Raw genomic sequence first — 25,250 nt, forward strand, 5'->3', positions numbered from 1 at the left:
TAAAGAGAGCACCTTTTCTTTTATGTAGGGATTTATCCTCTTAATGCTTCTAAAACTACTTGTGCTTTGTAGCCTTCAGAGAAATCTATGATTGTAGCTTCTTCACCTTTTAGAGCCTTTACTAAATTGTCAATTAATGAATCAGCTAAAGTTTGATCGGCTTCAATTTGCCTAATTGGCTCGCCGATTTTTCCTCCTTCTAAACTAGCCCAATTTACTAAAGAAAGAGTTCCTTCCGAACCATATGCTGTAAATTTAATTTCTTCTTCACCTGCAATTTGGCTTAAGCCATCAATTAATACAGGAGTGCCATCTTCTAATTCTAAAAAGACGATAATTCCATTTTCGGAAGCAATTGGGTCAGCGGGATATTGCATATGTTTCGTATTGACTTCCATGTTACCAAAAATCTTTTGAATTTGTTGAATATAATGCACACCAACCTCTAATACATAACCTCCTTGTTCTTTAGTAGCAACCCATTCATTTTGTTGCCATAGTCTCGGCCAATTTGGAAAACGCATCTTTAATTCGATTCTTCTTAAGTCACCAACATATCCGGATTTTATAAGGCTAGCAAAAGACTTACTACCAACACTATAGTTTAATGGAAAGTTCATAGCATGAAAAATACCTTTTTCTTTAGCTTGAGTATAAAGTCCTAGAGCTTCCTCTGTTGAATTTGCCAAAGGCTTTTCACAAAGCACATTAATTCCTTTTGCGATTACATCAGATACTACCGAATAGTGATATTTTGGAGGTACAGTCACATAAACGAGATCAAGTTCAGCATTTTCAAGCATCTCAAGATGATTTGTAAAAGTTAAAACTGATTCTAATTGGCTACTTGTTTCTTGAACTCTTTCTTCTAAGGTGTCACATATTGCTACTATTTTTGTTTCTTGGTTGTTTGAAAATAATGGAATTAATCTTTGGCCAATTGCACCAAGACCAATAATACCAACTTTTATCATGAGAAAAACACCTTTCAAAATAGATTTATATTGTAATTATAGTAAGAAAAATTAAATAATTAAAGAAATAGGTATCATGTTCTTTGCATAAGAGAATTGAAGTATTACAAATTGCTCATTGAAAATATTTTTTTGAGTAAAAAGTTTTGCGAATTACCAATTTCAAAAAGGGGTTTTCGACACAGAAAGAGAATATAATTCATTGATAAGTAATGGAGGTGACATCTTGGAGAAGAAGCCGTTGTATTATGATGGTAGTGGGGATGGAGAAAAATTAATTCAATCAAAAGTTGTAAAGCAAGTGAGTATTGTTACTGAAGTAAGAAAAAATTTAACTGGTAATCCGTTTGTGATCGATTGGAGTCAAGTTAAAGTAGCTGGGGAATAATTTGTTATTCGTATTTGTTCTTGATTAAGAACGAACCGAAAAACGATCAGCAAAATAATGAATTAAAAAAATGTTTATCCCAGTTGATTTATTAAAATTAAAAAGGATGTCCCATAAGTTAGTAAGTTAAACAAACTTAAGAGATATCCTTTTTGATTAAAGATTATTAACAGTTTCCATCAATGTCGCAGCTTAATGAAGACTGCTCAACAAGTTTTTGGTTGTTTAAAGCTTGAATAAATGCCTCTTTACTTTGAACACCTTGTAAAACTTGATCACCAATTATAAAGGTTGGTACTGCATTAATAAAATTAGGGTTTTGGATCGATGAGTCATACTTAGAATTTGAAACAGCTTCTATGAATTGAGAACGGTCTAAGCCAAGTTTTTCAGCGATATCTGCAAGTACGTTTACATCACCAATTTCTTTGCCTTCTGTCCAAAAGTCTGCCAAAACCGCTTGTGCATATGCAGCACCTTTTCCATTTTCTTCAGCGAATAAAAAGCCTCTGTGAGCTTTTTTAGTTGAAGGATGAGGATCCATAGTTGGTAAAATCATCTCTACACCGAGTTTTTGTGAAAGTGGTTGAACACCGAATTTCCATCCTTGTTGAATATAAGAACTATTTGGACTTAAAGGTTCAGCTCCCTCAGGTCTTAATTGGAATGGTTTCCATTCAAGCTCTACGTCGCTAACTTCTTTCATAGCGTCCTCAAGTGGTTTTTTTCCTAAATAGCAAAACGGACATACATAGTCCGAATAAATTGTAACTTTCATTATGAAACCTCCTAAATCAATTAAAGAAAGTATAAACAATATTAGAACTAAATCTCAATTTATTAGCTTCGAATTACGAAATTTTTTTAGGGATATAACTGATTTACAAGTAAAAAAAGAAATAGAGCATGAGAGCTCTATTTCTTTTTATCATTGGTTGATTGATCATCAGGTGGTGGATTTGTTCCGATTCTAGCAGTGTTCAGATCAACAAATGCGTTTAAAAAATATTTTCTTCTTAAAAGTAAAACGGATAGTAGTAATAGACCACATATTGATGTGAAAATCATTCCAGTAAGTAATCCACCTATATACATGAATGTATCCATTTGTGATGTAAAAAGTGACCAAACTAAAATAGAAAGGATTCCGTCTGCTAAAACAATGGCAAGCGATACTACTAAATACGGTAAAAATTGTCCAGTCTCTTTTGTTTTCTTTGAAGCATATCTATACCCAATTGGTACAGATAAAAAGATGATAAAACAATAGAAGAGTAATATGAAATCTCGAATTGACATAGTATCACACCTAACTTTTTTTGTTGGTACTATACTATATGCAGAATATTCATATAATTGGACAAGAATTTTTTATTTACCAATTTTTACTTTTTTCTTTTTAATTTCTGCTTTTTCAGGCTTTGTAGGAGAGAAGTTATCAAAATCCTTTTTTGTTTGTGGTACTTCGATATGCCCTGTTCTTATATTTGCTTTATATAAATCAACTTGTTCTTTTGTGTCTTTATTTAAATTCTTATCTGTTTTTGCAAGGTCAACGCCATTTTCTTTAATGCCCCATCTCAAAATGCGTCCGCCTTGAAAGTTCCCTTTTAATTTCTTTGTAATTACTTCATCTACGCCTTTATCTATTCGTTTAATTGCTGATGTTAAGGTGACATTTTCCGGTAATCCTTGTTTATATTGATCCCGGTCAACACCAATTACCCAAACCTTTTTACCATTTTTCTTTAATTTTTTAGCTTCAGTAAATACACCTAATCCTGTTTTTCCTGCTACTTGGAAAATTATATCTACACCTTTATCATTGTATAGGGACTTTGCTAATTTACTTCCCTCTGCAGTTTTATCATATGAATTTGCAAATTCAGTCAATACTTTTATTTTTGGATCGACTGACATAACACCTGCTTTAAATCCGTATTCAAATCTTTTTATAAATGGATCTTTTGTACCACCGATAAATCCAATCTTATGCGTTTTAGTGTTCATCGCTGCTGCAATACCAGCGAGGAATGCTGATTGCTCTTCACGATAGGTAATACTTACGACATTTGGTCTTTCAACAATCCCATCAATTATGACAAAGTCAGATTTTTTTTCTTTACTCGCAACTTCAGAGATGGCTTTTTGAAATGAATAGCCTATTCCAAATGTTAAATCATATTTTTTCTTTGCATACTTCATTAATTCTTTTTTTGCTGCTTTGTCGTTTGGGGCATCAGTTTTTACATAATTTTTATTTTCCTTCCAACCATGTTTCTTTCCAGTTTCTATAATTCCATCCCAAACTGCTTGGTTAAATCCTTTATCGTGAATTTCTGTTTTCCCCATAACAATTCCAATCTTAAAATCATTTTCTTTTTCTTTCTCCGATGCACTTATATTATTATTTCGATTAGCACAGCTGGTTAAAGTAAGGCTAGCAATTAGTGAGACAGTGGCGATTTGGAAAAAACGTCTTCGCATTGTTTTCCTCCATTTATTATTTTTAAAAAACTTAGCTCTATTGTGTAAATTTCCCAATCATTTCATAAATCATTCTTTAAAGTGTTGGCAATTTAATATACAAGTGGTACTGTAACAATTAGAAATGATTAAGATGGAGGCATTAACGTGAAGCTTGTATTTTTAGGAACGGGAGCAGGAATGCCATCAAAAGGTAGAAATGTAACAAGTATTGCATTACAGCTTTTAGAGGAAAGAGGAGCGACTTGGCTTTTCGATTGTGGTGAAGCAACACAGCATCAAATATTACATACGACAATTCGGCCACGACGAATCGAGAAAATTTTTATTACTCATTGCCATGGCGATCATATCTTTGGATTACCTGGATTAATAAGTAGTAGAACTTTTTTAGGTGGAGAAGATTTATTAACAATTTATGGACCTAAAGGGTTAAAGGAATATGTAGAGACTAGCTTTAAAATTAGTGGTACTTATTTGAAATATCCGATTTATTATGTTGAAACTTCTGAAGGGATCGTTTTTGAAGATGACCAATTTATTGTTCAAGCAGTAGAGCTTGAACATGGAATTCAATCATTTGGTTATCAAATTATTGAAAAGGATTTACCTGGGGAATTGAACGTAGAGGAATTAAAGAAAATTGGTGTAAAACCAGGGCCAGTTTATAAATTCCTAAAAGAAGGGAAAACAGTAACGTTAGAGGATGGAAGAATTTTAAATGGTAAGGATTTTATTGGGCCTTCAAAAAAAGGTCGACGCATTGCAATAGCAGGGGATACTCGTATAACTGATAAAAGTAATTTGCTAGCAAGAGGTATGGATGTATTAGTACATGAATCAACCTTTGCAGACGATGAAACAGCTCATGCATATGATTATTTCCATACTACAAGTACTCAAATTGCAACTGTTGCTAAATGTGAGGAAATTAAAACACTCTATTTAACACATATAAGTGCAAGATATCAAGGGGAAGCTTCAAAAAAATTATTAGATGAAGCACGTGAAATATTTGATCATACATATATAGCGAATGATTTTGATGAATATGAAATCACAAGAAACGATTAAATTTTACGAATGAAATTTTCAGTTAAGATGCAGAGCTTTTAAAAAGTTGAGAAGTGTACATAAAAGAATAGTTTAGAGACATGATATAAGTATTCTGCGTAAAAGGAAGGTCATGGCTTTGAAACAATTAAAAGTTATCCTTTTATTTATTTTTTGTTTCCAATCTATTTTTTACAGTTCTATTAATGCATCAGCTGAAAGTAAAAATCGATATTACTACGAAAAGCAAGGTACTGCTATTTGGGAGGTGCCTGTAAAAGAGAAAGTAATAGCAATTACATTTGATGATGGGCCGAATGATGAATATACTCCAGAAGTTTTAGATTTGTTAAAGAAGTATAATGCTAAAGCAACATTTTTTTTAGTCGGTGAGAGAGTTGCGAAATTTCCTGAAGTTGTAATGAGAGAAATAGAAGAAGGTCATGAAGTTGCGAATCATACATATACGCATGCTAGACTTCAGTATTTAACTGATGATCAAATAAGAGATCAATTACATAAAACTCATGATGCAATTATAGCTGCAACTCATGTCGAACCAGTATTATTTAGACCACCATTTGGTTACTATAGTGAGCGTTCGATAAATACAGTGCATGATCTTGGCTATTTAACTGTTATGTGGTCATGGCATCAGGATACATTTGATTGGCAAAATCCTGGAGTATATAAAATCGTATCAAATGTATTAAAAGATACTAGAAAAGGAGATATTGTTCTTTTTCATGATCACGGCGGGGACCGTAGTCAAACTATCGAAGCACTGAAACAAATCTTACCAGCCCTTCAAAAGCAAGGTTATCAGTTTGTAACGGTATCACAACTATTACAATTAAAAGCAGGAGTTAAACTTCCTAATTTTTAGTCAAAATCAGATCAATGGATTATCCAAATTGATCTGTTTTTTTGTTTGTCTGGCTTTTCTACTTCTTAAGTCTGATATAAAACCATTCCTCAGGCCATTATTCCAATATAAAAACTTGTATAAGATAAGAGTATAAGTTGAAAGGAGGCGACGAGGTCATGAAGAAGTTCTTAACTTTTATCCTCGTACTAATATTAATTGGAGTTGCTTTAGCGAATTTAGGTGGCTTGATTACTTTAGCACTTGGGTTAGTAATCACATATTTCAGTTTTAAAAAGTTTATGAAAACAGATTCGATTTTAATGAAAATCATCTGGACAATTATTGGATTAATCGGATTATCGATTGCAATAAGTGGTCTTCCTTCTTTAATAGGTGCAGCCGCAGCAATTTTGCTTTATTACCTATATAAAGATTATAAAAATCAAAAAAACCTTAAAGATGATGAATTTAATATTTATGATGAAAATTTCAACCCTATAAAATAAGAGGAGTGTATGACTATGAAAAACTTATTTACTCGTATTAAAAATCAAATCTCAGCGGATTTACATGGCTTATTAGATGAGAAAGAACAACAAAATCCTATCTCACAATTGAATTACTTCATTAAACAATCTGAAAGTGAATTAGGAAAAGTAAGGGGATTACTTGAAAGACATTACTCATTACGTACGAAATTCCAGGTCGAACGTGAGGGAGCACTTCAAATGGTGCAAAAACGTGAAGAGCAATTAAAGGTTGCAAATGAAGCTGGTGTTGAAGAGTTAATCAAACGTGCAACTGAAGATCTAGCTTTTTATAAAGAACAAGCTGAAAAGTTTGTTACGTTAATCGCTAAAACAGAAGAAGAAATTAGCTTTATGCATGAGCAAGTTAATCAAATTGAAAAAAAGTTAAAAGAGCTTCATACGAAAAAATATGACTTAATGTCTCGCCAAAACATGGCTCACGCGACAAAAAAAATAAATGAAACTCACCATTTACTTAATAGTAAAATGCCATCAATTGACTTCAACTACTTTGAAAAACAAATTCGTGATTTAGAGCTAAGAGTTCGTTCAGAATTTGATCTTCAATCATTTGATTACAAAATTGACTTATTAAAAAAAGAACTAACAAATAAAGTAAAGCAAGAAGCATAATCGTTTTCGAGAAGAAGAGATCACCTATCTCTTCTTTTTTTGTGTGGATTTAAAATGGAACAATTCAACTAATTTCATTTTTTTTCACTGAGAAGTAGATGTGTGAGGTGGATTTCCACTACAGGAGGTTATAAGTAAGTAATTCTCAAGAAAAAGTAATTTAAGTTACTTATGAACCTTTTATGAGTAAGTAAATTACAAGAAAATGCATTCTAAGTTACTCACGAACCAGATTTTTTTTCTTTTCTTTGATTATTTTGGAATAAATTTCTCTTTTAAAAATATAGATATGATGTTGACTTTAAATAGTATTGTAGAATTATTTGAAAATTTTGAATTAGTTTGTGAAACAAAAAAGGTACATTTTGAGAAAAGGCGAATTAATTATGAAAGGCTTCGAGATGGTTTTAAAAGACATTGTTATTTATTAACGTAAGATCCGTAAGATTCCCACATAAATAAAGATCCTACATTTAAGGAGCGTATAAGGAGGTTTGTAGAGTTTCAATCTTTGGGATGAGGGGCTTGAATCGATTCTACTTATGTTAACAGTGCTTTTAATTAAAACATGCGACTTGATGGAGTTTTAATTTTTGTATATGTGTTTTTAAAATAAAAAATTAAGAATGATTAGTAAAATAAATTTTGAAAGTAGGGTTATTATTGAGAATTAAAGGTAATATCGTAAAAAAACATGATGTAGTTCATTGTATGGTTTCAACTGAGGCACAGTTTGCATGGGATCTTTTAAAGAAAACAAAATATCGATGTATTCCAGTTTTAAGTGAAAATGATAAAGAGTATGTTGGAAATCTTTATCGTGTTGATTTAGCTGAGTATTTAGTAGATAACGATTCTTTGCAAGGCAAGACAGTAAATGATTTTGTGCGCAAAGAATGTCCACCAATTCAGGAGGATTCACCATTTTTCAAAGTATTCTTTACGATTAAACGTTTTCCATATTTAGCAGTAGTAAATGATTTAAATGAATTTGTAGGAATTTTAACGCATAAAACAGTTTTTGAATTATTAGAAGAAGCATGGGGACTGAAGGACGGCGGTTATTCATTAACTGTTAGTACGATGGAACATGAAGGTGCATTAGCAAGATTAGCTAAGCTTGTAAATAAATATTCTAATTTGAAGAGCTGTATCACACTAGATAGTGATTCGGTTTATCGAAGAGTTTTAATTACGCTACCACCAACTATTAGTGAAAACGATTATATTAAGTTGAAAAAAGATATTATTAAAAAAGAGTTTCATATTATGCATGAAGAAGTTGCAACAAGTCATGCTACTCAAAAATGATTAAAAAGAAGAGCAAGGGGATCATTATAAAGTACCTTGCTCTTTTATTTATTAAACTTAATTTAAATATGATTTGTAAATTTTGAGGCAAGTTTGAAGGCTTGGACTTAGTTAAACCCTTAATTTAGCTTTTTATGTACTTCATGATTTGATTCTTTATTTTTCTTTAATGAATCGAATTTTAATAGTAGGAGAGTTGATACTTTTTGAGGGTAGCTAAGTGGTTTGCCTTTTGCTTCTACCATTGAATTACCAACAACATAACTGATTGTTAGAAAGCCAACAATTAATACTAGTGTAACGATTAAAGCAATTGTGATGAGAATACGCTTAATACTCGCTCGTAATACTCTACTGTTTGTTATTTTCATCAGAAAACTCTCCCCCCTTAGGACAACACAGTTACCTGTATCATTTTATTACCTAAAGAAGAGAGTCATGACAAGCTGATTAAATTTTATTAATTTTTTCATATTCCTCTTGGATTTCACGTGATCGAACAGTTGCTTCAATAAAGCAATTTAAGAATGAATTAGCAACTTCACGGTCTTCAAGAACAGAGATTCCAGCTTGAGTAGTGCCATTTGGGCTTGTAACTTTCTTCCTCAATGTCAATGGAGATTTATTCGTTTCTTGAAGCATTGAAATCGAGCCCATTAAAGTTTGTTGAATAAATGGCTTGGCAATATCACGATGGATCCCTAGTGCCATTGCAGCTCGTTCAAATTGCTCGATGACATAATATATATAGGCTGGACCACTACCAAATAATCCAGTCATTGCATGTAATTCGTCTTCTTCAACTTTAGCGACAATACCAACACGCTCAAATAATCTTTTTGCTGTTTGCACTTTATCAAAAGGAACTTCATCTGGATAAGCAAGTGCTGTAGCAGATTTTCTAACGAGTGAAGACGTAGTTGGCATTGCACGAACAATATTCAGATTTTCATTTCCTAATAACTGCTTAATTGTACTGATTGGAACACCTGCTACTAGGGAAATAATTAATTGTTTTTCATTGAAAAAACTTTTAATTTGATCAAGAGCGATTGTAACATCTTTAGGCTTCATCGCTAAAAAAACTACACTTGAACCAGAGATTGCTAGCTGACGGTTAGTAGTAGCTAATACACCATATTTTGTATGTAAACTATCTAAACGCTCTAAATCCTCCCTATTAGTGATTGCAATTTGATCACCTTCAATATACCCACTATCAATTAATCCTGCAATTAATGCTTCTGCGATACTACCTGCACCAATAAACGCAACTTTTCCTAGAAACATTACATTCACCTCACCTTTATTGTAATAGATATTTATATTAGAGAAATCAATGCTATATTCCTAGTTGACATATTACTTTTATATCATTTTTCAAAAATATTTTTAAATAATTTTTAGATGCAGGCAAAATACCTTTATCGATCCCCGTGTTCACAGTACTTTCTAGGTTCTGGTATTATATTAATGTAAAATTCTAATCATCTTTGTTTGTATTTTTTTAAATGTATATTAGAATTAACTGTAAGAAGATTCAGATAAGGAGGAATTAACATGATCCCTGAAGATAAGATTCACCAAATTACACTCCCGGTACCTTATGCAATGAATACAGTAAATGTTTTTTTAGTTGAAGGAGATTTATTGACTTTAATTGATACAGGAACGAATACTCCAGATACATTAGATGCACTTAAAAGTGAATTAGATAAAATAGGGTATAAATTAGAAGATATTGAACAAGTCATTTTAACTCATCATCATCCAGACCATGCAGGATTATTAGAAGAGTTCAATGAAGATGTGAAGATTTTAGGCCATGAACGAAATATTCCGTATTTAACTCAGGAACAATCATTCCTAAATTACTATAATGAGTACTTTATTGAAAATGCACTATTATACGGTGTACCACAAGAATATGTACAAAGAATGCCTCGTACAACAGAGAAAATGCCATATACTAGTATTCGTTCTTTAACTCATACGATAGATGAAGGCGATCAAATTGATAGTATTTTTGGATTGAAAGTATTGTACACACCTGGTCATGCAACTTCACACATTTCTTTATTCAGTGAGGATGATGGCATTGCATTCGGTGGAGATTTATTATTAGATAAGGTTTCGTCAAACCCAATTATTGAGCCGCCATTAAATGGTGAAACCGAACGTGTAAAACCATTATTACAATACAATCACTCTTTAAAAAGAATAGCGGAACTTCAGATTACAAAATTATATACTGGTCATGGTGAACCAGTTACAGATATTAAAGGGTTAGTAAAAAGTAGATTAGAAAAGCAAAAAGCTAGATCTGCAAAAGTATATGAAATGATTAAAAAACAACCGTTAACTGCATATGAAGTTTGCCAAATGTTATTTCCAAAGGTTTATCAAAAACAACTTTCACTTACTTTGTCTGAAACAATTGGTCAATTAGACTACCTGGAAAACTTAGGTTTTATTAGTTTAAATGAACGAAATGATGGTATACTTGAGTATAAAACGAATGAGCATTCAGTCAGTCAATAATAGAGGTGGAAATTTTTGAGGTTAAGTAACCAAACGGTAGTAATAACAGGTGCTTCGAGTGGTCTTGGGAAAGATTTAGCTTTAACTGCTGCAAAACAAGGCGCTAATATCGTCTTAATTGCTAGAAGAGAAACTGAGCTAAAAAACTTAAAGGCAAAAATACAAGAAGATTTTCCAGTTAAATGTCATTATTTTGTTGTAGATGTGACAGATGAAAATGCAGTATACGATGCATTTCATCAAATCGAAGAGCAATTTGATGGAATCGATGTCTTAATAAATAATGCAGGGTATGGTCTATTTCAAACAGTTGAACAAATGTCACTTCAAGATATGAAGCAAATGTTTGATGTCAACGTATTTGGAGTCATGATATGTTCAAAGCTTGCCCTTACGTCTATGAAGCTAAAAGGGAAGGGACATATTATTAATATCGCTTCTTTAGCCGGTAAGATTGCAACATCAAAGGCTGCAGCATATGCAGGTTCTAAGCATGCAGTGCTAGGATTCAGTAATGCTTTAAGACAAGAAGTTGAAAAAGACGGTATCTATATTACGAATATAAATCCAGGTCCGATGGATACACCGTTTTTTGATATAGCAGATGAGTCAGGATCATACGCAAAATCTGTTCGGAAAATGATGTTAGACCCTGAAAAAGTTGCTTCGAAAGTTATTTCTTTAATTGGAAAAAATGTTCATGAAATCGACCTACCTTCATGGATGGGATTTGGAGCAAAAGTCTATTCAGTATTCCCTAAAGTAAGTTATTATTTAATGATGAAATTCGGAAATAAAAAATAATTGAAGCTGTTTATAGAGACAGCTTAGATGATGATAGAAAAAAGAGCTAAGAGAGGAATTTTCTCGAAGCTTTTTTTATGTCAAAGAATCGAATAAAAAAGAAATATTGCAATTAAAGATTAAAGGGGATTTTTATTATTTATAAAAATAAATGTAGTCATGGTGAATTATATCGAGTAGAAGCAGATTTTGCTGATCCCATTTGGTGTGCAAAGTGTAATTGGAATTTTGATATTGATGACCTCCACATATCTGAAGAGTTATCTAGAGAATTAATATCATGGGTACTTGAATATCAAAATTCAGTAGATTTATTTAAGGCACCTTCACTACCAGAAGTTAAGAAAATTAAACATAATCAAATGGGAGCATTATTGGCAAAAAAAGTTCAATTCGAGTTAGATGTTCCTGTAATTTTTAATCCTTTAACTTAAAAGTTATTAATAGCTTGGTTGTAAACTAATTCGTTTGCTAAATACATAAAGGAAAGTTAAGACCACATTTTTGTGGTCTTTTTCAGTTGTAATCAACATAATTTCATTCGAAGTAAACCCTATTGTTTTTCATTAGTCTAACTTCATGCGCTTTCAACTATATATATAGTAATGAGATCTAATTGAAAGATGGTGGGATAGTATGACTAAAAGGGATTATTTAATAAAACCACTTGTAGGTGATCGTTATCCAACAATTGATCGAGGAGAAACTATCTACCTATGGGACAAGCAAGGAAAGAAATATATTGATGGTTCTTCGGGTGCAGTTGCTGCAAGTATTGGTCATGGTGTGAAGGAAATAATTGATGAAATGGTAAAGCAAGCCTCTAAAGTGGCGTTTGTTTATAGATCACAGTTTACGAGTGAGGCGGCAGAACAATTAGCTGAAAAAATAGCTCAGCTAGCACCTGGAGATTTAAACTGGAGTTTTTTTGTTAATAGTGGTACTGAAGCTACTGAAACAGCTATGAAAATGGCAATACAGCATTTTCAAGAAAGAGGAATTCATACGAAAACGAAGATTATATCAAGGAGCATGAGCTATCATGGCATCACCATCGGATCCTTATCTATGTCAGGGCATCCTTTAAGGAGGAAACGTTTTACTAGTTTACTAGAGGATTATCCAATGGTTGAAGCGCCGTATTGCAAAAGGTGCCCATTTGAATTAGAGTCTGGAAATTGTGGTTTACTTTGTGCGACCGCACTTGACCGTACAATTCAGAAATTAGGTTCTGAAAATGTAGCAGCCTTTATAGTTGAACCTATTGTTGGTGCGGCAGGAGGTGCGTTAACTCCTCCAAAAGGGTATTATGAAAAAATTAAAGAAATTTGTGATAAACATGATGTGTTACTTATTGCGGACGAAGTAATGACGGGAATAGGTAGAACTGGAGAAATGTTCGGAATGAACCATTGGAATTGTGTGCCCGATTTATTAGTCCTCGGTAAGGGATTAGCTGCTGGTTATACGCCAATTGCTGTAGCAGTCGCAAGTGATCGTGTAATGCAACCAATATTAGAAGGCAGTCGACTTGTTATGAGTGGACATACGTTTAGTGCGAATCCTCTCTCTGCAAGTATAGCTTTAGCGGTTTTAAACTATGTCGAAAAAAATGGATTAGTACAAAATTCTAAAATACAAGGTGAAAAGATTAAATTAAAACTAAAGGAATGGCAGAAAGAGTATCCTTTTCTATTCGATATCAGGGGAGAAGGACTACTGATCGGAATAGAAATAAATGAAGATTTCTTTGATTGTAAAAGTGTAACAAATCGTGTAATTGAGATTGCTAAAAATCATGGATTATTACTGTATCCATCTGTTAGTGGTCCCTATGGAAGATCTGAAAATAGTTTCTTGCTTTCTCCACCTTTAGTCATTACTGATGCGCAAGTAAATGAATTGCTAACTTTATTGAAGGCAGTATTTAATGAGCTAAATCAAGAAGCAAAGGAGATCGAATAATGGCAATCAATACTTTCGGAAAAATCATTAGTATTGAAGAAGCTTTGCTTTATTTTAAAGATGATATGGTGTTAATGTTCGGTGGGTTTGGAGGAATCGGTAACCCGCCAACATTAATAAGGAGCATTTTAGAGAAAGGTGTGAAAGATCTTACTCTAATTGGAAATGATACGGGTTTTCCTGATGTTGGGATTGGCCAATTAGTGACGGCTAAAAGAGTAAAAAAAATGATTACAACACATATCGGATCAAATCCGAATGCTGGAAAGCAAATGACAGATGGTACGTTAGAAATAGAGTTCAGTCCTCAAGGTACATTTATCGAACGGATCCGAGCGGGTGGAGTTGGATTAGGTGGTGTTTTAGTGGATATTGGGATTGATAGTGTAATAGATGTTGATAAACAGAGAGTGAATGTATTTGGGAAAGAGTATTTAGTTGAAACTCCTCTTATTTCAGATGTTTCAATTGTATATGCGAAGAAAGCAGACCCTTTTGGGAATTTAGTTTTTGATAAGAGTGCTCGCAATACGAATCCTTATGTAGCAATGGCCGGAAAAATCACAATTGCGGAAGTTGAAGAAATTGTTCCATTAGGAGCATTAGAACCTGAAGAAATTATCGTGCCTGGCGCTTTCGTAAACCACATCGTTCAATCGGAAGGAGTGAATTGGAAGTGGGTTTGGGAAAAATAAATCCTAGGGAAATGATGGCAAAACGTGCAGCAAAAGAAGTAAAGAGCGGTATGATTGTGAATCTTGGGATTGGAATTCCTTCACTGATCCCAAATTACTTACCAGATGATTGTCAAGTAATGTTCCATGCAGAAAATGGCGTGTTAGGTTTAGGGCCTACTCCGCAAAAAGGTGAGGAAGATGAGAATTTATGTAATGCTGCAGGATTACCTGTAACATTAATTCCAGGTTCGAGTTATTTTGATAGTAGCATAGCCTTTGCGATTATTCGAAAAGGTTTATTAGATTTAACAGTACTAGGTGCCCTCGAAGTCAGTAAAAATGGGGATTTAGCAAATTGGATTGTCCCTGGTAAAAGAGTGCCAGGAATTGGTGGAGCAATGGACTTAGCTCAAAAATCAAAAAAAGTAATTGTTTTAATGAACCATACTAATAAAAATGGTGACCCAAAAATAGTCTCTGAATGTACACTCCCTCTTACATCTCCAAATTGCGTAGATTTAATCATTACTGAAATGGCCGTAATTGAAGTTAAAAAAGAAAATGGAGAGCTTTGGTTAAATGAAGTAATGTCTCCATATTTAGTCAGCGATGTGATTGAGAAAACTGGTGCTCCACTATTTGTGAACCCAAATGTTATTGTTCATCGTTGGGAGTGATCTAGATTGGATTTGAAAGCTAAAATTAATGACTACATTCATAAAAATAAGAACAAGGTAATTGAATTACTTCAAAATCTTGTTCGTGAAAAAAGTGTTTCAGGAAATGAAGCTGCTGCACAAAAAATTGTCTCAAATTATTTACAAAATCTTGGATTAGTGATTGATCGTTTTGAGCCATCAATTGAGGAATTAACAAAATCATCTTTTTTTATTTCAGAACGAACTTCATTTGAAGATAGTCCAAATATCGTTGCAATTTTTAAGGGAACAGGTAATGGTAGATCGATTATATTAAATGGACATATTGATGTGGTTCCCGAGGGTGAACTAAGTAGTTGGGAGCGCCATCCGTATAGTGGTGCAATCGTTGGAAATCGCTTATATGGTAGGGGAACAACAGATATGAAGGGCGGAAATGTTGCTGCATTATTTGCGATTGAAGCAATAAAAAAATGTAATATTCCTCTTAAAGGCGACATCTATTTTGAAAGTGTTATTGAGGAAGAAAGCGGAGGGGCAGGTACGCTAGCAACGATATTACGAGGATACGAAGCTGATGCTGTCCTTATTCCAGAACCAACTAAAATGAAAATTTTTCCGAAACAGCAAGGCAGTGTTTGGTTTCGAATAAAAGTAAAAGGTAAAGTCGCCCACGGTGGAACAAGGTATGAAGGTATTAGTGCAATTGAAAAAAGTATAATGGTTATTAATCATATAAATCAATTAGAAAAAGTTCGAAATACAAGATTACTAGATGATCCACTATACAAAAATGTGCCAATTCCAATTCCAATTAATATCGGAAAAATAAATGGAGGTACTTGGCCCTCCTCTGTCTCGGATCTAGTTACTCTTGAGGGGAGGCTAGGTGTTTCACCAAATGAAACAATCGAAGAAGCTAAACTTGAAATAACGAGGTGGCTTAAAACACTCTCATTAATTGATGATTGGTTTATTGAAAATCCGGTTGAGCTTGAATTTTTTGGAGCAAGATGGTTACCAGGTAGTATTGATCTTGAGCATCCATTTATGGAATCTCTAAAGAAATCATATCAATATGTTTATAAAAATCAACCAATTATTGAAGCCTCTCCATGGGGTACGGACGGCGGTTTATTTACACAAATAAAACAAATACCTACTATTGTGTTTGGACCAGGCGAAACGAAGGTTGCACATTATCCAAATGAATACATTGATCTAGATGAATTGTTTCGTTGTGCGGAGGTAATTGCTTACACTTTACTAGATTGGTGTGGAGTAGATGAATAATGGTGTATTTTATCAAAACAAGTCTCAAAAATATTTTCAAGGAAATAATATGAGCTTTTATATTAAATATTATGTAAATAATCGACGAAACATCAAGTACTAGATTAAAGTGGGTGATTTGGCGAAAAATAGCAATCCAATGTTGTGGACTAAGTACTGCTATGATCAAGATGTTGGCGTTATAAAAATAAAGGGTAGAGGACTCGGTTATTTACGAGTCTTTTTTATTTTGTAAGAGAATTTATAATACAAGGCAATGAAATTGGAACACTAATAGAAAAAAGATAAAGTGAGGATTTATATGCGAAAGATAACTTTATTTTTTCTATGTCTATTTTTGTGGATACAGCTACCAGAAAAAACACATGCTGCAGACAAAATTCCAATTTTAATTTATCATTCCATTGATGAGTTTACTGGTCACGGAGTAAGAGACTTGTTTGTCTCACCAGAGAATTTTGAAAAGCAAATGATTTATTTACGTGATCATGGATTTACACTTTTAACTTTTGAACAATGGGGAGACCGTAATAACGTAAAGAAACCTGTATTTATTACAATTGATGACGGTTATAAAAATAACTTAAATGTGTTAAAAATCTTTCGGAAATTGAAATCGGATACGTTTACACCAAGAGCAACTATCTTTGCGATATCCGACTATATTGGATGGCCGGATCGTCTTTCTAGCACGGATTTAAAAAAGATGTCTGATACAGGGATGTTTTCAATCCAATCACACACTGCAACCCATCCAGATTTAAGGAAGATAGATGATTATCAGCATGAGTTGAAAGATTCCAAAGATAAGATCCAATCAATCACTGGAAAACCTGTGATAGCTCTCTCTTATCCTTATGGTTATCATAATGATAAAGTAATTGAGGAAACAAAAAAGTACTATAAATTTGCAGTAGCGACAGATCCGAAATATTATCTAGAAAAGGGTACAAAGAATGAAGTCTATCTTTTACCTAGAATCTATATTAAGTATGAGAATACGATGGATGAATTTGCTAAGATTGTAGAAGGACAGGCTAAGGTAATTGTAAATTTTAGAGAATCTGAGACTATTTATTACGATTGAAATAAGGTTACTCATAAGTCTTTGTACGTTCGACTTTATGAGTTAACCTTTTTTTTATTGATTATTAAAGATATTTGCTTAGTTAAAAGATTATTTTTTCATCAATCATGGGGAAAATTACCTTTTTTTAACTTTGTCGATAAATAGGAGGTTTGTGAATAGTTTGTCTCATGGTATGATATAGTAAGTGATAGATTAATGAGATAGAAAAGGTGATTAAATGAGAGCAAATCCATCACAAAGACCATCATCTAAAATGAGGTCAGTATGGAGAATTACATCACTACTTAGCAGTATCTCTTTAGTTGCTTTACCAATTATCTATTATTTTCTTATGAGATATTTTTCACTTCCCTTCTTTATTTTAATGATTATTATAGGTATCGTTATAACGTTAATTATTTTTTTAACTTTATTTTTACCTACACTTAAATTGAAATATACCGCATATGAGATTTATGAAAATGAGTTAGAAATTCAAAAAGGAATATTTGTTATTAAACGAATTGTTATTCCTATGGTCAGAGTTCAACACGTTACGACAGAAGTAGGACCAATACTGCGTCGATACCGTTTATCTACAGTGAATATTTCCACGGCTGCTACCACACATGAAATTGAAGGCTTAGAACACCATGTCGCAGAAAAGCTTAGAGATAAAATTATCTACTTAGCAAGGATAAGTGATGACGATGTATGAGCCAAAAAGACAACATCCAGCTTATATACTTACCGTATTTTTAGAGCAAATTAAAAACGTACTAATACCACTTATTATACTTTTAGTTTCAGGTGGTAAAGGTTCATTGTTTCAATATTTGTTTGCTGCTGTTCTGATTGTTTTTCCAGTTGCTTCAGCAATCATAAAATGGTATCGATTTACCTACTATATAACTGAAGATGAATTTAGAATTCGTTCGGGATTATTTGTAATCGAAAATACATTTATTCAAAAAGAACGTATTCAGTCTTTTTCAATTAATGCTGGATTTATTCAACAGTTTTTTAATGTGGTGAGCGTACGAATTGAAACAGCTGGTGGGAAAAAAGCTGAAGGTATATTAAATGCGATACCTAAGGAAGTGGCACTTTCATTAAAAAATGAAGTATTAAACTCTAAAAAGAAAAAAGTAGGTTTGGTTGTAGCTGAGGAAAATAGTGTCCAAGCAGTACCTTTAGTAGATATAAGTTTAACAATTGAAACGAGAAAACTTTTTTTAGCTGGAATCACTTCCTTTGAAGTTGGACTAGCTTTTGCCGTTTTAGCATCATTATTTTCACAAATCGAGGATTTACTTCCACATAGTATTTATGTGGCAATATATAATCAAATACAAACATTCACTTACATGATGTTTTTTATTGTATTTTTAGGTAGTTTATTACTTTCCCTAATTTTTTCAACCATTCGATACATATTGAAATTTGCAAACTTTACTGTCCAAAGAAGAGATGATCGAATTATTATTACAAGAGGGTTATTCGAAAAAAATGAATTTACGGTTTCGTTAAAACGAATTCAAGGAGTAGTTATAAAAGAAGGGATCATTCGTCAATTATTCGGCTATTCTACAGTTTACGTAGAAGCTGTTGGAATGGGGGATAAGCAGGAACAAGGTAGACATGTTCTACATCCATTTATTAAAACGAAGGATGTCCACTTATTCCTAAAAAATTTTATTCCTTCTATTAACTATGATGAAATATCAAACCGAGCACCAAAAAGAGCTCGAAAAACGTATTATTCAAGAATGATTATTACTTTTCTTCTAATAGCAAGTGGAATTGTATTACTTCCATTTGTCCATTTCTGGGCTTATGGCATTGTTTTAATTGGTCTATTTATTGGGGAATTAGGATTTAGAAACGCAGGCTATACATTATTAGATCGAACTGTGATCATTCAGTCTGGTTATTTCTCAAGAACAACCGCGATTTTACCAAAAGAGCGAATACAAGTATTGATCGGTGAACAAAGTTTCCTTCAAAAAAGAGTAAAACTAAAATCTATATACATTACGATTCTTTCAAGCCAATTTGGTCGTACTTATCAGGTAAGACATTTAGATGAAAAAGACGTAAATCAAATGATTGGTTGGTTTAGTTAATATATCGTATTGAACAAGTACAGATCGTTAAAAGAAGACGTGTATACATTAGTGTAAGCACGTCTTTTTCTAACGCTTAAATTTATTTTTTCAATTAGGAGGAAAAGAACTTGGGGAAAAGAATATTTGTAGGAATACTCCTCTTAACCGTGTTTGTGACAGTTTTACATACGCTGTGGAATAAACCTGCACCATTAAAGCATGGAGTGATTGATGATGTTGGCCATCTTCTTCCGACTAAAATTGATCGTATTGTCAAAGGAAAAGAAGTAGATCAATTAAAGAAAATTGTAATTGAAGCAAAAAAACAAGGGAAGACAGTTTCAATTGCAGGTGAGCGACATAGTCAAGGAGGTCATACATATTATAAAGACGGTGTAGTGATTGATTTAAAAACATTTAATAAGGTTGAAAAAGTGGATCCTGTTCAAAAGACAATTATTGTTCAAAGTGGTGCTACATGGGGAGATATACAAAAAGCGATTAATCCTTATCATCTTGCATTGAAGGTAACTCAGTCACAAGAGATATTCTCAGTAGGTGGTTCATTAAGTGTGAACGCACATGGTCGTGACATTCGGAATCACTCATTAGCTAGTACTGTTAATTGGTTTACATTATTAACACCAGAAGGGAAGGTAATTAAAGTAAGCCGCACCGAGAATAAAGAATTATTCCCGTATGTATTAGGTGGATATGGATTGTTTGGAATTATTTTAGAAGTAGAGTTTCAACTAACAAATAATGAATTATATCGAGTAGAAACAAAAAAGATGGACTATAAGAAGTATCCAAATTATTTTAACAAGAACGTTTTAGATAACCCAAATGCAAGAATGCATATTGCTAGGATTTCTGTAGCACCAGATAGCTTTTTAGATAAGGTTTATGCAATTAATTATATGGCAACATCCCATAAAATGACCGATTCAGATCAAGAGCTGAAGGAAGATCATTCCGCTTTTTTACCGAAGTTTGCACTAGGTATGTCCAGAACTTCGGACATTGGTAAAAATCTATTTTGGGAATTTCAATATCGCTTTATTCACTCCCTAAATGGAAACTATGAAACTCGCAATAATGTCATGCGTTCTGAAAGTAAGTTTATGGAATTCGATGATCGTCAAGATACACAAGTTTTACAGGAATTTTTTGTACCTGTAAATGAATTTGTTCGTTACATTGATGATGTTAGAGAATATTTACAATATGAAAATTTAAATATATTAAATATTACGATTCGATACGTTGAAAAAGATGATGAAACAGTCATGAATTATGCGAAAGATGATATGTTTGCTTTCGTTGTTTTGATTCAACACGGTAAAGATAAAGATTCTGTTCAATATGCAAAAGAAGTCATTCAAAAGTGGACTGATCTAACTCTAGAGCATCGAGGTACTTATTATTTACCTTATTATCCATATCAGTCTAAGCAACAAATGGTTTCAGCATATCCAAAAACGCAAGATTTTTTCAATAAGAAAAGAGAGTTTGATCCAAATAGTGTATTTATGAATACGTTTTATGAAAATTATGGGGAGTAATCCTATGAACCGTTTTTTAATTGCATTACTTAGTATTATTGGATTTAGTAGCTCTTTAGTATTTCCATATTATGTCCTCTTCTTAAGGAATATAGGAGATGCGTATGACGTATTTAGTTTATTATATGGACTTTTTTCATTAAGTTTAAGTGTGGTTGTATACTTTGGTGGCCGATTCGTTGACCGGGTTTCACCATTTTTATTAATGATATTCCATTCATTATTTTGCTGTTTATTGTTTTTTTCACTGCCTTTAATCGATAATATAAAGATTGTTTATATTGGGCAAGTTTTATTTGGAGGATTTACTGCGTTATTCAAGATCGCTGAAAAGAAATTATTTATGAACGCTTCATCCGATTTTTATAGGAGTTACTTATTTTGGACTTCTTTTGTAACTGCTATTTGTATTATAGGTGTTGGAACTTTACTTGAATCAATTGATATTCAATTTATGTTTCATTTAGCAGCTTGGCTATTCTTAATAAGTGCACTTGGTCTTTGTTATAAAATGATAAGGAGCATGGGGCAGACTGGTCCTAAGTAATGAAGTTTATTATTAAAATTCAGACTAACACAACAATGTTTTGTTTTTATAGGTAATTTTTGTGCGTAACGTTGTTATATTCCTTTTTATACAATTTAGTTAATGAATATGTACCATGATTTACATATAAAATACTGTTTTTAATAAAAATAAAATAATAAATTTAAATTTATATATTGTTTAAGTAACGAAACAATGTTATATTAACTTTAAATTAATTAAAGTATTTATGGAGACATTCATTACTTTATGTGAAGTTAAATTGTATGGAAGGAATGATTATATATTATGAGACATGAGGAAGCTGTAGGGATTTTTTATGCTGCTTTTGTAATTTTAGGATTAACGATTGGTTTAGGTGTAGGTTATTTTACATCACATTTAGTCGTAGGAGGATTTATTGGTTTTGGAATTGGAATAGGTTTAGGTCTATTAAGTAATGCTATTTTATACATTAATAAAGACTGATTTTGACGGCTGTGCTAATAATTGCCAAAGGATAGCTCTTCATCAGACTAAGTTCCTCGAAAGAATAGCTAAATTTTATGCTTGAAATGTAAAGGAGAGATGGTCATGCAAAAAAGGGAAACAAAACTGGTTCCTGTTATGATTGCGTTATTGCTTGGGATATTTTTCGCTTCCCTTGATAACACAATCGTTTCTACGGCAATGCCTACAATATTAAAAGATTTAGGTGGCTATGATAAATTTGTTTGGGTAACATCAGCTTACTTAGTTACAGAAATGGCTGGGATGCCAATTTTCGGTAAACTTTCTGATATGTACGGTAGAAAAAGATTTTTTATGTTAGGAATTATTCTATTCATTTTAGGTTCAGTTCTTTGTGGAACAGCGACTTCTATTATTCAGCTTAGTATTTATCGTGCAATCCAAGGTATTGGTGGAAGTGCATTAATGCCAATTGCTTTTTCAATTATTTGGGATGTGTTTCCTGTTGAAAAGCGTGGTAAAATGAGTGGTGTTTTTGGTGCTGTTTTTGGGTTATCAAGTGTTCTTGGACCTTTAATTGGCGCTTATATTACGGATTATATTAACTGGAGATATATTTTCTATATTAATATTCCTTTTGGACTTTTAACACTTGGACTAATTAGTTATTTTTATGTCGAGTCAAAAAACCACACAAAGCAACAAATAGACTGGTGGGGTGCAACAACATTTATTATTAGTATCATATGTTTAATGTTTGCACTTGAACTAGGTGGAAAAGAATATGCTTGGGATTCAGTTCAAATTTTAGGTTTATTTGCTGGATTTGCTGTTTTCCTTATTGCCTTTTTATTTATTGAACGTAAAGCAGCTGAGCCGATTATTTCGTTTAGCATGTTTAAATATCGTCTGTTTGCTGCGAGTAACTTTGTTGGCTTATTTTATGGAGCGGCATTCATTGCTGCAACTATTTATATTCCAATCTTTATCCAGTTTGTTCAAGGTGGAACAGCTACGAATTCTGGTTTAGTTTTATTACCAATGATGGTGAGTGTAAGTATTTCTGCCGCATTTGGTGGAACTTTAGCAAATAAAACTAGTTATCGTAATATTATGGTCGGATCAGTTGTGCTTCTGTTAGCAGGTATTATTTCCCTAGGTACTTTAACACCTGATACGTCTAAATTCCAAGTGATCGTTTATATGATCATTGTTGGATTTGGTGTAGGGGCATCGTTCTCAGTTCTTGGTATGTCTGCGATGCATCATTTTGATAATGAAAATCGTGGTTCTGCAAGTTCAACTAACGCATTCCTTCGTGCTTTAGGAATGACAGTTGGTATTACTGTTTTTGGAGTTATTCAACGAAATGTATTTACTGATAAAATTGCTGATGCATTTGCAAAAAGTGGAGCACCTCAGGATTTTTCGAATATTAATCAAGCCTTTACTCCTGAAGCTGCCAAATTGATTCCTGCACCAATATTGACAAAAATTACTGACGTGTTTTCAACATCTATTGCTCATACATTCCTTTGGACATTAGTTCCTGTAGGATTAGCATTGATTTCAATTTTCTTAATGGGTAATGAGCGTTTATCAGATAAAGAAATGGCTAAGAGCAATGCGTCATAAATAGAAATAAAAAAGAAAGGCCTTAGGTCTTTCTTTTTTTGAACACAATTGGGTAAGTAGATTGAATGATTTAGATAGGGGTTTTAGTTATGGCAGAAATTTGGGAATCGAGTTTTATAGAAAATCAAATGATGTGGGGATTTGAACCTTCAGACTCCGCAATTTTAACAAAGGACTTTTTCCTTGAAGAGAAAGTTCAGGATGTTTTGATTCCGGGGATTGGATATGGTAGAAACGCAAAAATTTTTACTGACAATGGAATAAACGTAACAGGTATTGAAATATCAAAAACAGCGATTGAATTGGCAAGACAAAATGGAATTAATTTTACTATTTTTCATGGTTCAGTTACCGACATGCCTTTTGATCAAAAGCTTTATGACGGTATATTTTGTTACGCACTTATTCACTTATTGAATAAAGAAGAGAGAGAAAAGTTTATTAAAGATTGCTATAATCAGTTAAATCCGAATGGCTATATGGTATTTACTACAATTTCAAAAGATGCACCAATGTACGGAAAAGGCAAACAGCTAGATAAAGATTACTTTGAAATAATGGAAGGGATAAAAATGTTCTTTTATGATTCTAACTGGATCAAGCAAGAATTTGGAGACTATGGATTGATTGAAGTTTCCGAAATTCTTGAACCACATAAGAATATGGAAAGTAAACCTCCGTTTAAATTTACGATGGTGAAATGTCAAAAGAAATGATAATTAGAAATTTAAAATAGTAAAAATCACTTGTGATGATTTTCCTGCCTATAATGTTGTCTCCACATTATTGCTATTTAATTTCAGAAGCAAAAGAGGTATAAGGCTGCTTAAAATAGGAACCTACTCTGTATAAAGAGTAGGTTCTCTACTTTTATTCGATGTTTTTCATTTCATTTTTATATAATTTGTAAAGTTCAAATTCATCCTATATTTTCAAATCTTCAAAGAGAAAGCATTTTATTGATTGTAAAGTGATAATGGGTGGCGATTCAATTTGGTTTCAATGTGAGTTAAAGTAGTGAGTTTTAATCGTGAATTAAACAAGGGTGAAAATTTTGGTTTAATTTTATATTAGGTTGTCTTTTTCAAAAAATAGTTTAGACTAGTAACTGAGGTGAATGATCTTGAAAGATAAGGTTTCTAGTACGAAGTGGTTTGGACTAGCACTGCAATCTCTACTAGTTTTAGCGGAGCAAGATGGAATTTGTCCAAGCGCAGTATTAGCTCAAAAACTTGAAGCACAATCTACTTTTTTAAGAAAAATTCTTGCTAATTTAGTTAAGGCAGGCATTATTTCAGCTAAAGAAGGACGAGATGGTGGATATTATTTAGCCAGAGGTGCTAATGAAATTACTTTAAAAGATGTATATGATGCGATGAGATCAGATCCATATTCAAAAGGCTTTTTAGATGTAAATAGTAAGGAATGTTTTACACCATCTACACGATCTGCTTTATATGATTTAAAAGATGAGATGGAAAGCTGGCTTGTTGAAGGTCTCGCAAAGAAAACAATTTCAGACTTATTACCAAAGGAAAATGGATAAAATAAAATCGAAACTAGTTTCAGATGGCCTACCAAACGAACTCGCAATCAGTTTGAAAATCAATTATTAGTATGTTTTCTAATTTAGTCGAAACTAAAATGTTTCGATTTTATTTTTTTATAAACTGTAGTTGACTTTTATACAGTT

General features: G+C 32.6%; 27 protein-coding genes. 21 read left to right on the forward strand and 6 right to left on the reverse strand.

Annotation, left to right across the window (positions count from 1 at the left end; genetic code table 11):
• Positions 1-32: 32 nt before the first annotated feature.
• Positions 33-974: a Gfo/Idh/MocA family protein gene (locus ACFVRR_RS09425; protein ID WP_387327455.1), complete on the reverse strand. Its 942-nt coding sequence runs from the start codon at positions 972-974 to the stop codon at positions 33-35.
• A 226-nt stretch (positions 975-1,200) separates the two neighbouring features.
• Here ACFVRR_RS09425 and ACFVRR_RS09430 point away from each other — a divergent pair, with 226 nt between their 5' ends.
• The gene (locus ACFVRR_RS09430; protein ID WP_387327458.1) at positions 1,201-1,362 is read left to right on the forward strand and encodes a hypothetical protein; all 162 of its coding nucleotides are present in this window, start codon (positions 1,201-1,203) and stop codon (positions 1,360-1,362) included.
• A gap of 166 nt (positions 1,363-1,528) precedes the next feature.
• Here the strand turns inward: ACFVRR_RS09430 and ACFVRR_RS09435 are convergent, their stop codons facing one another.
• The 3 genes from ACFVRR_RS09435 to ACFVRR_RS09445 all read right to left on the reverse strand — a co-directional run bounded on the left by ACFVRR_RS09435 (position 1,529) and on the right by ACFVRR_RS09445 (position 3,849).
• A complete protein-coding gene (locus ACFVRR_RS09435) occupies positions 1,529-2,140 on the reverse strand; it encodes a DsbA family oxidoreductase (protein WP_387327461.1) in 612 nt (203 codons plus the stop codon).
• Positions 2,141-2,277: 137 nt separating this feature from the next.
• Positions 2,278-2,661 carry a hypothetical protein gene (locus tag ACFVRR_RS09440; protein ID WP_387327464.1) on the reverse strand — a complete coding sequence of 128 codons (384 nt, stop codon included), beginning with the start codon at positions 2,659-2,661 and terminating at the stop codon, positions 2,278-2,280.
• A 72-nt stretch (positions 2,662-2,733) separates the two neighbouring features.
• Positions 2,734-3,849 (reverse strand): BMP family lipoprotein, encoded by a 1,116-nt coding sequence (locus ACFVRR_RS09445; RefSeq protein ID WP_387327467.1) that lies wholly within the window; start codon positions 3,847-3,849, stop codon positions 2,734-2,736.
• A 147-nt stretch (positions 3,850-3,996) separates the two neighbouring features.
• Between ACFVRR_RS09445 and rnz the strand changes: the two genes are divergently transcribed.
• The 5 genes from rnz to cbpA all read left to right on the forward strand — a co-directional run bounded on the left by rnz (position 3,997) and on the right by cbpA (position 8,244).
• Complete coding sequence (gene rnz, locus ACFVRR_RS09450) at positions 3,997-4,923, forward strand: ribonuclease Z (protein WP_387327470.1); 927 nt, start codon at positions 3,997-3,999, stop codon at positions 4,921-4,923.
• 112 nt (positions 4,924-5,035) lie between these two features.
• Entirely contained in the window at positions 5,036-5,788 is a 753-nt protein-coding gene (locus ACFVRR_RS09455) for a polysaccharide deacetylase family protein (RefSeq protein ID WP_097974593.1), read from the forward strand.
• Between the two features lie 158 nt (positions 5,789-5,946).
• Positions 5,947-6,276 (forward strand): lmo0954 family membrane protein, encoded by a 330-nt coding sequence (locus ACFVRR_RS09460; RefSeq protein WP_387327473.1) that lies wholly within the window; start codon positions 5,947-5,949, stop codon positions 6,274-6,276.
• A gap of 15 nt (positions 6,277-6,291) precedes the next feature.
• Positions 6,292-6,933 (forward strand): PspA/IM30 family protein, encoded by a 642-nt coding sequence (locus ACFVRR_RS09465; RefSeq protein WP_387327476.1) that lies wholly within the window; start codon positions 6,292-6,294, stop codon positions 6,931-6,933.
• Between the two features lie 663 nt (positions 6,934-7,596).
• On the forward strand, positions 7,597-8,244 hold the full coding sequence (gene cbpA / locus ACFVRR_RS09470) for a cyclic di-AMP binding protein CbpA (protein WP_387327479.1): 648 nt from the start codon (positions 7,597-7,599) through the stop codon (positions 8,242-8,244).
• 119 nt (positions 8,245-8,363) lie between these two features.
• Here cbpA and ACFVRR_RS09475 read toward each other — a convergent pair whose 3' ends face one another.
• Together ACFVRR_RS09475 and proC are read right to left on the reverse strand one after the other, a co-directional pair.
• Complete coding sequence (locus tag ACFVRR_RS09475) at positions 8,364-8,615, reverse strand: hypothetical protein (RefSeq protein ID WP_097974601.1); 252 nt, start codon at positions 8,613-8,615, stop codon at positions 8,364-8,366.
• A gap of 79 nt (positions 8,616-8,694) precedes the next feature.
• Positions 8,695-9,534, reverse strand: a complete 840-nt coding sequence (gene proC / locus ACFVRR_RS09480) for a pyrroline-5-carboxylate reductase (protein ID WP_387327481.1) — start codon at positions 9,532-9,534, stop codon at positions 8,695-8,697.
• Positions 9,535-9,804: 270 nt separating this feature from the next.
• Here proC and ACFVRR_RS09485 point away from each other — a divergent pair, with 270 nt between their 5' ends.
• The 15 genes from ACFVRR_RS09485 to ACFVRR_RS09555 all read left to right on the forward strand — a co-directional run bounded on the left by ACFVRR_RS09485 (position 9,805) and on the right by ACFVRR_RS09555 (position 25,103).
• Positions 9,805-10,785 (forward strand): MBL fold metallo-hydrolase, encoded by a 981-nt coding sequence (locus ACFVRR_RS09485; protein WP_387327484.1) that lies wholly within the window; start codon positions 9,805-9,807, stop codon positions 10,783-10,785.
• Positions 10,786-10,800: 15 nt separating this feature from the next.
• The gene (locus ACFVRR_RS09490) at positions 10,801-11,589 is read left to right on the forward strand and encodes an SDR family NAD(P)-dependent oxidoreductase (RefSeq protein ID WP_069033437.1); all 789 of its coding nucleotides are present in this window, start codon (positions 10,801-10,803) and stop codon (positions 11,587-11,589) included.
• A gap of 636 nt (positions 11,590-12,225) precedes the next feature.
• Positions 12,226-13,554 (forward strand): aspartate aminotransferase family protein, encoded by a 1,329-nt coding sequence (locus tag ACFVRR_RS09495; RefSeq protein WP_387327488.1) that lies wholly within the window; start codon positions 12,226-12,228, stop codon positions 13,552-13,554.
• Positions 13,555-13,619: 65 nt separating this feature from the next.
• Positions 13,620-14,249: a CoA transferase subunit A gene (locus ACFVRR_RS09500; protein ID WP_235832758.1), complete on the forward strand. Its 630-nt coding sequence runs from the start codon at positions 13,620-13,622 to the stop codon at positions 14,247-14,249.
• A complete protein-coding gene (locus ACFVRR_RS09505) occupies positions 14,231-14,908 on the forward strand; it encodes a 3-oxoacid CoA-transferase subunit B (RefSeq protein WP_387327491.1) in 678 nt (225 codons plus the stop codon). Before ACFVRR_RS09500 ends, ACFVRR_RS09505 begins: the two co-directional genes overlap by 19 nt.
• Before the next feature lie 6 nt (positions 14,909-14,914).
• On the forward strand, positions 14,915-16,183 hold the full coding sequence (locus ACFVRR_RS09510) for a peptidase (RefSeq protein ID WP_387327494.1): 1,269 nt from the start codon (positions 14,915-14,917) through the stop codon (positions 16,181-16,183).
• A gap of 301 nt (positions 16,184-16,484) precedes the next feature.
• Positions 16,485-17,270: a polysaccharide deacetylase family protein gene (locus ACFVRR_RS09515; protein ID WP_387327497.1), complete on the forward strand. Its 786-nt coding sequence runs from the start codon at positions 16,485-16,487 to the stop codon at positions 17,268-17,270.
• Between the two features lie 220 nt (positions 17,271-17,490).
• Positions 17,491-17,970, forward strand: a complete 480-nt coding sequence (locus ACFVRR_RS09520) for a PH domain-containing protein (protein ID WP_387327500.1) — start codon at positions 17,491-17,493, stop codon at positions 17,968-17,970.
• Positions 17,963-19,378 carry a PH domain-containing protein gene (locus tag ACFVRR_RS09525; protein ID WP_387327503.1) on the forward strand — a complete coding sequence of 472 codons (1,416 nt, stop codon included), beginning with the start codon at positions 17,963-17,965 and terminating at the stop codon, positions 19,376-19,378. The genes ACFVRR_RS09520 and ACFVRR_RS09525 overlap by 8 nt, the downstream gene beginning before the upstream one ends.
• A gap of 110 nt (positions 19,379-19,488) precedes the next feature.
• Positions 19,489-20,925 carry an FAD-binding protein gene (locus ACFVRR_RS09530; protein ID WP_387327506.1) on the forward strand — a complete coding sequence of 479 codons (1,437 nt, stop codon included), beginning with the start codon at positions 19,489-19,491 and terminating at the stop codon, positions 20,923-20,925.
• Positions 20,926-20,929: 4 nt separating this feature from the next.
• Positions 20,930-21,472, forward strand: a complete 543-nt coding sequence (locus ACFVRR_RS09535; protein ID WP_387327509.1) for an MFS transporter — start codon at positions 20,930-20,932, stop codon at positions 21,470-21,472.
• Between the two features lie 288 nt (positions 21,473-21,760).
• On the forward strand, positions 21,761-21,940 hold the full coding sequence (locus ACFVRR_RS09540; protein ID WP_097974623.1) for a hypothetical protein: 180 nt from the start codon (positions 21,761-21,763) through the stop codon (positions 21,938-21,940).
• Positions 21,941-22,045: 105 nt separating this feature from the next.
• Positions 22,046-23,557, forward strand: coding sequence for an MDR family MFS transporter (locus ACFVRR_RS09545; protein ID WP_387327512.1), 1,512 nt, complete (start codon positions 22,046-22,048; stop codon positions 23,555-23,557).
• An 89-nt stretch (positions 23,558-23,646) separates the two neighbouring features.
• Positions 23,647-24,273 carry a class I SAM-dependent methyltransferase gene (locus ACFVRR_RS09550; protein ID WP_387327515.1) on the forward strand — a complete coding sequence of 209 codons (627 nt, stop codon included), beginning with the start codon at positions 23,647-23,649 and terminating at the stop codon, positions 24,271-24,273.
• A 407-nt stretch (positions 24,274-24,680) separates the two neighbouring features.
• A complete protein-coding gene (locus ACFVRR_RS09555) occupies positions 24,681-25,103 on the forward strand; it encodes an RrF2 family transcriptional regulator (protein WP_084006839.1) in 423 nt (140 codons plus the stop codon).
• Positions 25,104-25,250 lie beyond the last annotated feature (147 nt).

The organism is Gottfriedia sp. NPDC057948 (assembly GCF_042887255.1).
In the GTDB taxonomy this organism is placed as follows: Bacteria; Bacillota; Bacilli; order Bacillales; family Bacillaceae_G; genus Gottfriedia.